This is a genomic window from Streptomyces sp. S6 (genome assembly GCF_054880855.1).
Genome location: NZ_JBTYMC010000224.1, coordinates 1 through 11,365, shown reverse-complemented (window position 1 = coordinate 11,365; position 11,365 = coordinate 1). Strand labels below are relative to the sequence as shown.

General features: G+C 70.2%; 9 protein-coding genes and 1 pseudogene. 4 read left to right on the top strand and 6 right to left on the bottom strand.

Annotation, left to right across the window (positions count from 1 at the left end; all coding sequences use genetic code 11):
* The 3 genes from ACVNF4_RS25450 to ACVNF4_RS25440 form a co-directional block, all read left to right on the top strand.
* The coding region (locus ACVNF4_RS25450; RefSeq protein WP_461805200.1) for an ABC transporter permease at positions 1-845 on the top strand (845 nt) is incomplete at its 5' end.
* A gap of 64 nt (positions 846-909) precedes the next feature.
* Positions 910-1,854 (top strand): ABC transporter ATP-binding protein, encoded by a 945-nt coding sequence (locus ACVNF4_RS25445; RefSeq protein WP_461805199.1) that lies wholly within the window; start codon positions 910-912, stop codon positions 1,852-1,854.
* On the top strand, positions 1,851-2,543 hold the full coding sequence (locus tag ACVNF4_RS25440; protein WP_461805198.1) for an ATP-binding cassette domain-containing protein: 693 nt from the start codon (positions 1,851-1,853) through the stop codon (positions 2,541-2,543). The genes ACVNF4_RS25445 and ACVNF4_RS25440 overlap by 4 nt, the downstream gene beginning before the upstream one ends.
* Here the strand turns inward: ACVNF4_RS25440 and ACVNF4_RS25435 are convergent.
* Positions 2,518-3,093, bottom strand: coding sequence for a TetR/AcrR family transcriptional regulator (locus ACVNF4_RS25435; protein WP_461805197.1), 576 nt, complete (start codon positions 3,091-3,093; stop codon positions 2,518-2,520). The two genes, ACVNF4_RS25440 and ACVNF4_RS25435, sit on opposite strands and share 26 nt — an antisense overlap.
* Before the next feature lie 96 nt (positions 3,094-3,189).
* On the opposite strand from ACVNF4_RS25435, the gene ACVNF4_RS25430 reads away from it, so the two are divergent.
* Positions 3,190-4,665, top strand: coding sequence for an MFS transporter (locus ACVNF4_RS25430; RefSeq protein ID WP_461805196.1), 1,476 nt, complete (start codon positions 3,190-3,192; stop codon positions 4,663-4,665).
* A gap of 572 nt (positions 4,666-5,237) precedes the next feature.
* Here ACVNF4_RS25430 and serA read toward each other — a convergent pair.
* The 5 genes and pseudogenes from serA to ACVNF4_RS25405 all read right to left on the bottom strand — a co-directional run.
* On the bottom strand, positions 5,238-6,827 hold the full coding sequence (gene serA, locus ACVNF4_RS25425; protein WP_461805195.1) for a phosphoglycerate dehydrogenase: 1,590 nt from the start codon (positions 6,825-6,827) through the stop codon (positions 5,238-5,240).
* Between the two features lie 204 nt (positions 6,828-7,031).
* Complete coding sequence (gene ilvC, locus ACVNF4_RS25420) at positions 7,032-8,030, bottom strand: ketol-acid reductoisomerase (protein WP_461805194.1); 999 nt, start codon at positions 8,028-8,030, stop codon at positions 7,032-7,034.
* 90 nt (positions 8,031-8,120) lie between these two features.
* Positions 8,121-8,645, bottom strand: coding sequence for an acetolactate synthase small subunit (gene ilvN, locus ACVNF4_RS25415; protein WP_055723150.1), 525 nt, complete (start codon positions 8,643-8,645; stop codon positions 8,121-8,123).
* Between the two features lie 19 nt (positions 8,646-8,664).
* Positions 8,665-10,512 (bottom strand): acetolactate synthase large subunit, encoded by a 1,848-nt coding sequence (locus ACVNF4_RS25410; RefSeq protein WP_461805193.1) that lies wholly within the window; start codon positions 10,510-10,512, stop codon positions 8,665-8,667.
* A gap of 245 nt (positions 10,513-10,757) precedes the next feature.
* Positions 10,758-11,365, bottom strand: a pseudogene (locus ACVNF4_RS25405) (EAL domain-containing protein); the annotation flags it as partial.

The following is an 11,365-nucleotide window of genomic DNA, read 5'->3' as shown; positions in this document are numbered from 1 at the left end:
GCCGACTGCTCGGACCGGCCCTGCGGGACGCGTCGCTCGCGCTGCCGCCGCCGCGTCCGGTGCGGGTGCCGGTCGCCGTACCGGTGTCGCTGTTCACGCTGCTCGCGGTGACGATCGGGTGGGGGTTGTTGCGGGACCCGTACGCCGTGCGCACGAACGAGCGTCTCGCCGCGCCGAGTTGGGGGCATCCGCTGGGGACGGACGGGCTGGGCCGGGATGTGCTGGCCCGCCTCGGGCACGGGGCCGCGACGACGGTCGGGACGGCCGCCGCCGTGTGCCTGCTGGGGCTGGCCGTCGGGCTCGCCCTCGGTTTCCTGCCCGGCGTCGCGGCCGGTGCCTCGGACATCGCCAACGCCCTGCCGCCGGTCGTCGTCGGCATCCTGGTCGCCGCCGCGACCGGGCCCGGAACGGGCGGTGCGGCACTGGCGGTCGCCCTGCTCTCCTGGCCCGCGCTGGCCGCGCACACCGCCGCGCTGGTGCAGGAGGTACGGGCGTCGGCGTTCCTCACCGCCCAACGCGCCATCGGAGCAACCCCGTTGTGGATCCTCACCCGGCACGTCCTGCCCACGGTCGCGGGCCCCGTCGCCCGGCACGCACTGCTACGACTACCGGGCATCGCACTGGCCCTCGCCTCCCTCGGCTTCCTCGGACTGGGCGCCCAACCCCCGGCCCCCGAGTGGGGGTTGCTGCTCGACGAGTCGCGGGCGTACATGGAACGGGCCCCCTGGGCCGCGCTGGCTCCGGCGGTGGCACTGGCTGTCCTGGCGGGGCTCGCGGTGTCGGGGGCGGCGTTCCTGGAGGGGCGGAAGGGGCGGGCGGATGCGGGGGTGTCTCTTGCGGCGTGAGGAAGGAGTGGGTACGGACGTGGCGGGTGCTGAAGTGTCTTGCCATGAGGGGGAGTTCAGGAACGTGACGCTAGTTGGAGAAGCTGCGCCGGAGAAGGCCGACGGCGTCGTCCCGCTGCTCTCCGTCCGCGACCTCCGCGTCTCCTTCGACGGAGTCGAGGCCGTCCGGGGCATCTCCTTCGATGTCCGGCCTGGTGAAGTCCTCGCGATCGTCGGGGAGTCGGGGGCCGGGAAGTCGCTCACGGCTCGGGCGTTGCTCGGGATGTTGCCGAGGGAGGCGGTGTGCGGTGGGGTCGTGGAGCCGGATCTGTCGGGGCAGCGGGGTCGTCGTATCGCGTTGGTTCCGCAGGACGCGCTGTCGGCGTTGTCGCCGGTGCATCCCGTCGGGGATCAACTCGCGGCTGCCGTACGGTCGGTGCGGCGGGTGTCGCGGAGGGCGGCGCGGGCGGCGGCTGTCGCCGCGTTGGAGCGGGTGGGGATTCCGGACGCCGCGCGGAGGGCTCGGGCCTATCCGCATGAATACTCCGGGGGGATGCGGCAGCGGGCGGTTGTCGCGATGGCGACGGTCAATGAGCCGGAGATCCTGGTGGCGGACGAGCCGACGACCGCGTTGGACGAGGAGCGGCGGGAGTTGGTGCTGGGGCTGCTGCGGGCCCGGCCGGGGGCGCTGGTGCTGGTCACGCACGATGTGGAGGCGGTGCGGCGGCATGCCGACCGGGTGGTGGTGATGTATGCCGGGCGGGTGGTCGAAGTCGGGCCTGTGGAGCGGGTGTTGGAGGAGCCTCGGGCGCCCTATACGGCTGGGCTGCTGGCCTCGCTGCCTCGGCCGGGTGGGCCGAAGCTGCTGCCGGTGCTCGCCGGTGAGGCGCCGTTGCCGGGGGCGATTCCGGCGGGGTGCGCGTTCGCGCCGCGTTGTCGCTTCGCGACGGAGGTGTGCCGGGTGGAGGAGCCTGGGCTTCGGGAGGCGGACGGGCGGATGGTGGCGTGTCATCACTGGGAGAGTCTGTGAATCAGCCCTTGCTGGACGTCCGCGACCTCGTCGTCCGCTACGGCGACGCCACCGCCGTGGACGGGGTCTCCTTCACCCTCTCCCCCGGCGAGACGCTCGCGCTGGACGGGCCCAGTGGATGCGGGAAGTCGTCGACCGCGCTGGCCGTGCTCCAGCTGAGAAGGCCAGCCTCCGGTGAAGTGTGGTTCGAGGGGCGGGAGTTGACGGGGCTCGCGGAGCGTGAGCTGCGGTCGGTGCGGCGTCGGATACAGCCCGTATTCCAGGATCCCTACGGCTCGCTCAGCCCTCGGCAGCGGGTCCGGGACGCCGTCGCCGAGCCGTTGAAGGTGCAGGGGAGGTGGGATACGGAGAGCGGGCCGCGGCAAGTGGCCGAGCTGCTGGAGCGGGTCGGACTGAACCCGGCCCACGCGAAGCGGCGTCCGCACGAACTGTCCGGTGGGCAGTGTCAACGCGTGGGGATCGCGCGGGCGTTGGCCTCCGAGCCGCGACTGCTGGTGCTGGACGAGCCGGTGTCGGCGCTCGACCCGTCGGTGCGGGCGGGGGTGTTGAACCTGCTCGCCGAGCTACGGGACGAGCTGGGGCTCGGCTGCCTGTTCATCTGTCACGACCGCGCCGTCGTACGGCACTTCGCGGACCGGGTCGTCGAGATGCGGGACGGGCGGGTCACTTCGGGTTCGCCGCGTCCATGAGCCGGCGCAGCCCCTCCGTCAACGCGCTCGCGTCCGGTGCGGACTTGGGGTCGAAGGTCCACTGGGCGATCAGGCCCAGCATCAGCGTGGAGTAAAAGCGGCCGAGGGTGTCGGTGGTCTCGTCCGTCACCTCGGCCTCCGGGACGCCGGTGAAGAGTTCGACGAAGCCGCGTGAGCCCTCGCGCTGGGCCTTGGCCAACTCCTCCCTCACCTGCGGGAGTTGGTCACCTATGACGATGATCTCCATGCTGAGGCGCAAGAAGGAGCCGGGGCCGCTCATCGTCGCCACCATATTCGTCCACACCGCCTCGAAACGCTCCAACGAGCCGGGCGTGCCCGCGAGTTCGAGGCCCTCGAAGCCGTCCGCCATGCCCTCCACGAGGGCGATGTACGCCTGGGCGAGCAGGGCGTCCTTCGAGCCGTAGTGGTAGCCGATCGACGCGAGGTTCGTGCCGGACTCCTTGACGAGGTCGCGGGCGGTGGTGCGGACGAAGCCTTTTGCCAGGAGGCAGCGTTTGGCGCCCTCCAGGAGATCTTCACGGTGACCCATGAGTCCAGCTTAGCGCCGATTCATACACACGTCCCATACGGACGTCTTACACACCCGTCCTATACAAGCGTTTAATACGCTTGTATATTTCCCGGCATGACGCACTCGACGACGCACGTGAACCGTGCCGGACGGCGTGAGTGGACCGCTCTCGCCGTTCTGATGCTGCCGCTGCTGCTGGTCTCCATGGACGTGTCCGTCCTCTACTTCGCCGTGCCCGCGATCAGCGCGGATCTGGAGCCCAGCGGGATTCAGCAGCTCTGGATCTTCGACATCTACGCGTTCGTCCTCGCCGGGCTCCTCATGACCATGGGGTCCCTCGGGGACCGGATCGGGCGGCGCCGGCTGCTGCTGTTCGGGGCGGTGGCGTTCGGGGCGGCCTCCTTGCTGGCCGCGTACGCGCACTCCGCCGAGACGTTGATCGCCGCGCGGGCGTTGTTGGGGGTCGGTGGGGCGACCCTCATGCCGTCCACCATGGCGCTCGTCCGGACGATGTTCACCGACCCCGCTCAGCGGGCCACCGCGATCGGGCTGTGGTCCAGCGTGATGACCGCCGGGGTCGCCCTCGGGTCCGTCATGAGCGGTGTGCTCGTCCAGTACTTCTGGTGGGGGTCCGTGTTTCTCGTCAACCTGCCTGCGATGGCACTGCTGTTGCTGCTCGGGCCGGTGCTGCTGCCCGAGTCCCGCGATCCCTCGCCGGGGGCGTTCGACTGGGTGAGCGTTCCGCTGTCCATGGCCGCCGTGCTGCCCGTCGTCTACGGGCTGAAGGAGATTCCGTCCGAGGGGGTCCAGTGGACGTACGTGCTGTCCATCGGAGTCGGACTGTGCTTCGCGGTGCTGTTCGTACGACGGCAGCGGCGTGCCGAACACCCCATGATCTCCCCGGCGTTGTTCCGGGGCCGCGGCTTCGGGGTCGCCCTCGGTCTCAACCTCGTCGCCACGTTCGGAATGATGGGGTCCGCCTTCTTCACCACCCAGTACCTCCAATCAGTCCTCGGCAAAAGCGCGTTGGAAGCGTCCCTGTGGGCCCTGTTGCCGGCCGTCCCCATCGGCGCCACCGCCCCCCTCGCAACCAACGCCGTCCACAAGGGCGTTGACCGCGCGTACGTCGTGACCACTGGGTTCCTGGTAGCCGCGATCGGCTACGCCATGCTCGCCCTCGCCGGCACCGACTCCCTCTGGCTCGTCCTCACCGCCTGCGGCGTGCTGTCCTCCGGCATCGTCGCCGTCCTCTCCCTCATGACCGACCTCGCGGTGGGCTCCGCCCCGGTGGAACGGGCCGGATCCGCGGCCTCCCTCCTGGAGACCGGCTCCGAGTTCGGCGGGGCGATGGGCATGGCCGTCCTCGGCTCCATCGGCACCGCCATCTACCGCCACGAAATGCCGAGTTCAGCTCCGGGGGTCGCCCGAGAGACGCTGGGCGGGGCACTGTCCGTCGCCGACCGGGTGCCGGGGTTGGCCGTGACCGCAAGGGAAGCGTTCACGTCCGGAATGCAGGGGGCTGCGCTTGCCGGGGCCGTGGTGTTGGTGGGAGCTTCGGCCGGTGGGCTACTGCTGCGCCGCCGTGGCTGATCGCGCCCACGCGCAGCCCCGCGCCCCTAAAAGACCACTACTCACCCCGCGTTGGATGAACAACGCCAGTCCACCCACCGCCGTGGGAGCTTCCGCGCGTGAGCCACTGCCGCACCACCGTGGCTGATCGCGCAGTTCCCCGCGCCCCTAAAAGACCACCACTCACCCCGCATCGAACAAACAACACCAGCCCACCCACCGCCACGGCTAATCGCGCCCACTCGGCGGAACCCCGCGCCCACCAATAGCCGCCGTCCAACGCCATGGCTGCCCACGGGCTGCGTCACACACCCGATGGGAGCCCCCCGGCAGCACCCCCCTCAGGGGCGCGGGGAACTGCGCGATCAGCCACACACCACCCGCACCGGACCCCCGACAGCAACCACCCCCAAGGGGCGCGGGGAACTGCGCGACCAGCCACACACGGCCCGCAGCCCGCAGCCGGCGGCAACCCACCACCCCCCGCCGGAGGCGAACACGAAGGGGCGGGCCCGGAAAACTCGGCCCGCCCCAACGCTTTTCGACGCTCACCCCCCAACCGACAGCAAACGGGTGGGTGGGTGGGCCAAACCTCAGACCAAGTTCACCGCACGGGCCGACGTCGCCCCGATCTCCTCGGCGACCTCCGTCAGGACGCCCGCGGCGACAGCCTCGTCCACGGTGAGGACCGCCAACGCCTCGCCCCCGGCGGCAGCGCGAGCGACCTGCATGCCGGCGATGTTGATGCCGGCCTCGCCGAAGATGCGCCCGACGGTGCCGACGACGCCGGGACGGTCCTCGTACTTCAGGACGACCAGGTGATCGGCGACGGCGAGGTCCACGTCGTACTCACCGACGGCGACGATCTTCTGGACGTTCTTGGTGCCGGCGAGCGTCCCGGAGACGGACACCTCCTCGCCGTCCGCCAGGGTCCCCCGGACGGTCACGACGTTGCGGTGGTCCGTCGCCTCGGAGCTGGTCGTGAGGCGGACCTCGACACCCCGCTCCTGGGCGAAGAGAGGCGCGTTGACGTAGGACACGGTCTCGTCGACGACGTCCTCGAAGACACCCTTGAGGGCGGACAGCTCCAGCACCTTCACATCGTGCTGGGTGATCTCCCCGTACACCTCGACGTCGAGCCGGACGGCAACCTCACCGGCGAGCGCGGTGAAGATCCGCCCGAGCCGCTCCGCGAGGGGCAGCCCCGGCTTGACGTCCTCGGCGATGACCCCGCCCTGGACGTTGACCGCGTCGGGAACGAGCTCACCGGCGAGCGCCAGGCGGACCGACTTCGCGACGGCGATACCGGCCTTCTCCTGAGCCTCGTCGGTGGAAGCACCGAGGTGCGGGGTCGCCACCACCTGGTCGAACTCGAAGAGGGGGGAGTCGGTGCACGGCTCCTTGGCGTACACGTCGAGCCCGGCTCCCGCGACGCGCCCTTCCTTCAGCGCCGAGTACAGCGCCTCCTCGTCGACGATCCCCCCGCGCGCGGCGTTGACGATCCGCACGGTCGGCTTGACCTTGCGCAGCGCCTCGTCCCCGATGAGCCCGACGGTCTCGGGGGTCTTGGGAAGGTGGACGGTGATGAAGTCGGAGACTTCGAGCAGCTCGTCCAGCGTCAGGACCTTGACGCCCATCTGGGCGGCGCGCGCCGGCTGGATGTAGGGGTCGTAGGCGACGACCTTCATCCCGAACGCGGACATCCGCTGGGCGACGAGCGCACCGATCCGCCCGAGCCCCACGACACCCAGCGTCTTCTCGGCCAGCTCCACGCCCGTGTACTTGCTGCGCTTCCACTCGCCGTTCTTCAGCGCGGCGTTGGCCTGCGGGATGTGCCGCGCGCTGGCGAGCAGCAGCCCGCACGCGAGTTCGGCGGCGGTGACGATGTTGGAGGTGGGCGCGTTGACGACCATCACGCCGGCCTTGGTGGCGGCGGAGACGTCGACGTTGTCGAGGCCGACCCCGGCGCGCGCGACGACCTTCAGCTTGTGCGCGGCGGCGATGGCCTCCGCGTCGACCTTGGTCGCGGAACGGATCAGGATCGCGTCGACGTCCGCGATGGCGGGGAGCAGCTCGGCTCGGTCCGCGCCGTTGCAGTGCCGGATCTCGAAGTCGGGGCCGAGCGCGTCCACAGTGGCGGGCGACAGCTCTTCAGCGATGAGTACGACAGGTTTCGAGCTCACGTGAGTCCTCACAGGTCCAGTGCGTGCGGACGGCCGTCCCGGCGACCGCAGGCGGAGGAGGGGCTACCGCGGAAGACGCACGACTCTGTGGGCCTGACGCGTGTTGTGCAGCAGTGTAATGGCGCCGGGTGGTGTCGAAGTCGCCTCCGGCGATTTACGGCCCGGGGGGCCGACGCACGTCACGTCGGCCCCCCGGGCGGAGGCTCACGCCTCCTCGTTCACCCAGCTCATCAGCTTGCGGAGCTGCTTGCCGGTGGTCTCCAGCAGGTGCTCGGAGTCGGCGTCCTTGTACTCGTTGTACTTCTTCAGGCCGCCGTGGTACTCGTCCATCCAGTTCTGGGCGAAGGTGCCGTCCTGGATCTCGGCGAGGACCTGCTTCATCTCGGCCTTGGTGGCGTCCGTGATGATGCGGGGGCCGGTGACGTAGTCGCCCCACTCGGCGGTCTCGGAGACGGACCAGCGCATCTTCTCCAGGCCGCCCTCGTACATCAGGTCGACGATGAGCTTCAGCTCGTGCAGGCACTCGAAGTAGGCGATCTCGGGCTGGTACCCGGCCTCGACGAGCGTCTCGAAACCGGCCTTGACCAGGGCGGACGTGCCACCGCAGAGGACGGCCTGCTCACCGAACAGGTCGGTCTCGGTCTCCTCGGTGAAGGTCGTCTTGATCACGCCGGCGCGGGTGCCGCCGATGGCCTTGGCGTAGGAGAGCGCCAGCGCGAACGCGCCTCCGGTGGCGTCCTTCTCGACGGCGGCGATGGCGGGGACGCCACGGCCTTCCTCGTACTGGCGGCGGACGAGGTGGCCCGGGCCCTTGGGGGCGACGAGGGCGACGTCGACGCCCTCGGGGGCCTTGATGAAGCCGAAGCGGATGTTGAAGCCGTGGGCGAAGAACAGCGCGTCGCCGTCCTTCAGGTTCGGCGCGATGGACTCCTCGTAGACCTTGGCCTGGATCGGGTCCGGGATCAGGATCATGATGAGGTCGGCCTCGGCGGCGGCCTCCGCCGGGCTCACCACGCGCAGGCCCTGCTCCTCGGCCTTGGCCTTGGACTTGGAGCCCTCGTGCAGGCCGACGCGGACGTCCACGCCCGAGTCGCGCAGGGACAGCGCGTGGGCGTGGCCCTGGCTGCCGTAGCCGATGACCGCGACCTTGCGGCCCTGGATGATGGACAGGTCGGCGTCGGCGTCGTAGAACAGCTCGGCCACTTTGGGTTCTCTCCTTGAGTACGGGTGGTGCGTCCCACCCCACCGTATGACGGCGGGGCGGGAGGAAGTTTTCGGGTCTCGGTATACGGATTACGCGCTGCGGTCGAGGGCGCGCAGGGAGCGGTCCGTGATGGAGCGGGCGCCGCGGCCGATGGCGATCGTGCCGGACTGGACGAGTTCCTTGATGCCGAAGGGTTCCAGCATCTTCAGCATGGCGCCGAGCTTGTCGGCGCCGCCGGTCGCCTCGATGGTGACGGCCTCCGGGGAGACGTCGACGGTCTTGGCGCGGAACAGCTGGACGATCTCGACGATCTGGGAGCGGGTCTCGTTGTCCGCTCGGACCTTCACCAGAACGAGTTCGCGGTGGACGGCCTGTGCGGGTTCCAGTTCGACGATCTTCAGGACCTCGACGAGCTTGTTGAGCTGCTTGGTGACCTGTTCCAGGGGGAGTGCGTCGACGCTCACGACGATGGTGATGCGGGAGATGTCGGCGTGCTCGGTGACTCCGACGGCGAGGGAGTCGATGTTGAAGCCTCGGCGGGAGAAGAGGGCGGCGATCCGGGCGAGGATGCCGGGCTTGTTCTCGACCAGGACGGAGAGCGTGTGCTTGGACATGTTCTGCTGAAGCCTTCTCTCAGTCGTCTTCGTTGTCGCCGAAGTCGGGGCGGACGTTCAGGGCGGCCATGATCTCGTCGTTGGAGGTGCCGGCGGCGACCATGGGCCAGACCATGGCGTCCTCGTGGACGATGAAGTCGATGACGACGGGGCGGTCGTTGATCGCGTTGGCCTCTTCGATGACCTTGTCGAGGTCGTCGGGGGACTCGCAGCGGATGGCGTGGCAGCCCATCGCCTCGGACAGCTTGACGAAGTCGGGGATGCGGGTGCCGCGCGCCTCGGTGTTGACGTCGTCGGGGCCGGAGTGCAGGACCGTGTTGGAGTAGCGCTGGTTGTAGAACAGGGTCTGCCACTGGCGGACCATCCCGAGGGCGCCGTTGTTGATGACGGCGACCTTGATCGGGATGTTGTTCAGGGCGCAGGTGGTGAGTTCCTGGTTGGTCATCTGGAAGCAGCCGTCGCCGTCGATGGCCCAGACGGTGCGGTCGGGCTGTCCGGCCTTGGCGCCCATGGCGGCGGGGACGGCGTATCCCATGGTCCCGGCGCCGCCGGAGTTCAGCCAGGTGGCGGGCTTCTCGTACTGGATGAAGTGGGCGGCCCACATCTGGTGCTGGCCGACGCCGGCGGTGAAGATCGTGCCCTCGGGGGCGAGCTTGCCGATGCGCTCGATGACCTGTTGCGGGGAGAGGGTGCCGTCGCTGGGCAGGTCGTAGCCGAGGGGGTAGGTGTCGCGCCAGCGGTTGAGGTCCTTCCACCAGGCTGCGTAGTCGCCCTGGTGGCCCTCGCTGTGCTCCTTCTGAACGGCCTGGATCAGGTCGGCGATGACCTCGCGGGCGTCCCCGACGATCGGGACGTCGGCGGCGCGGTTCTTGCCGATCTCCGCCGGGTCGATGTCGGCGTGGACGATCTTCGCGTCGGGGGCGAAGCTGTCGAGCTTGCCGGTGACGCGGTCGTCGAAGCGGGCGCCGAGGGTGATGAGCAGGTCGGACTTCTGGAGGGCGGTGACGGCGGCGACCGTGCCGTGCATGCCGGGCATGCCGAGGTGCTGGGGGTGGCTGTCGGGGAAGGAGCCGAGCGCCATCAGGGTGGTGACGACGGGGGCGCCGGTCAGTTCGGCGAGGACCTTCAGTTCGGCCGTCGCGCCGGCCTTCTGGACGCCGCCGCCGACGTACAGGACGGGCCGCTTGGCGGCGGTGATCAGCTTGGCGGCCTCGCGGATCTGCTTGGCGTGCGGCTTGGTCACCGGACGGTAGCCGGGGAGGTCCATGACGGGCGGCCAGGAGAACGTCGTCTTCGCCTGGAGGATGTCCTTGGGGATGTCGACCAGGACCGGTCCGGGGCGGCCGGTGGAGGCGATGTGGAAGGCCTGCGCGATGGTCCGGGGGATGTCCTCGGCCTTGGTGACCAGGAAGCTGTGCTTGGTGATCGGCATGGTGATGCCGACGATGTCGGCCTCCTGGAAGGCGTCGGTGCCGATCGACGCGGAGACGACCTGTCCGGTGATCGCCACGAGCGGCACCGAGTCCATGTTCGCGTCCGCGATGGGGGTCACCAGGTTGGTGGCGCCGGGTCCGGAGGTCGCCATGCAGACGCCGACCTTGCCGGTGGCCTGCGCGTAGCCGGTCGCGGCGTGGCCGGCGCCCTGTTCGTGGCGGACGAGGACGTGGCGCACCCGCTTGGAGTCCATCATCGGGTCGTAGGCCGGGAGGATCGTCCCCCCGGGAATGCCGAAGACAGTGTCGGCGCCGACCTCCTCAAGCGAGCGGACGAGGGACTGCGCGCCCGTGACGTGCTCGACGGGCGTGGAGTGTCCTCCGGATCGGGGCCGCGGCTGCGGATGCGGGGCCCCGGTGGCCTGCTCGGTCATCGGCATTCTCTTCTCGATGCTGAGGGTGTTATGCGGGTTTTGTGCGGAGTGCGGCTGCTGCCCGGAGGGCGTCCGTGCAACAAAAAACCCCTCGTGCCGGATGGCAAGCGAGGGGAGCGCGTCGGGTGCGTGCGCTGGGAGGTCCGGGTTCTTCCCGGGCGTCCTCAGCTTCAGCCGACGCGCTGTCCAAGTACGAGAATTCGGGTGCGCATGGCATTGACCCTCCCCCCGACGCGCACCGACTGTCAAGCCGGTGGGACGGGGGTCTCAACATGTGAGCCGGGCGCGGTGTTCAATTGTGGGCCGGCCCCCCGCCCGCCAGCACCGGTTCCGCCGGTCCGCGCGGGACCGGGTAGCGGCCGGAGGCGAGCGCGCGGCGCAGCCGGTACTCGTCGAGGGGCGCGGAGAAGGCGGTGCCCTGGCCGTGGGTGCAGCCCATCTCCCGCAGGGCGACGACCTGTTCGGGCAGGTCGACCCCTTCGGCGACGGAGTCGAGCCCCAGGTCGGAGGCGATCCTGAGCACCCCGGCGGTGATCTTGTGCAGCCGCGCGGACTCGACGACGCCCTCGACGAGCCCCCGGTCCAGCTTGAGGACGTCCACGGGGAGCCTGCGCAGCGCCGTGAGCCCCGTACAGCCGGTGCCGAGGCCGTCGAGCACGATCCGGACGCCGAGCCGCCGCAGCGCGCTCAGACGACGCTCCAGGTCCTCCAGGGACACCGCCGGGCCGACGTCGGCCAGCTCGACCGCGAGCGCCCCGGAGGGCAGGCCGTGCCGGGTGAGGAGCGCCTCGACGGAGGCGAGCGGCGAGGTCCGGTCGAGGAGCCTGCGGGCGCTGGTGCGCACCGTCACCGG

Coding starts and splice junctions, on each gene's coding strand:
- ACVNF4_RS25410 (WP_461805193.1), bottom strand. CDS start 10,512: ATGACCGAGCAGGCCACCGGGGCCCCGCATCCGCAGCCGCGGCCCCGA.
- ACVNF4_RS25430 (WP_461805196.1), top strand. CDS start 3,190: ATGACGCACTCGACGACGCACGTGAACCGTGCCGGACGGCGTGAGTGG.
- ACVNF4_RS25435 (WP_461805197.1), bottom strand. CDS start 3,093: ATGGGTCACCGTGAAGATCTCCTGGAGGGCGCCAAACGCTGCCTCCTG.
- ilvN (WP_055723150.1), bottom strand. CDS start 8,645: ATGTCCAAGCACACGCTCTCCGTCCTGGTCGAGAACAAGCCCGGCATC.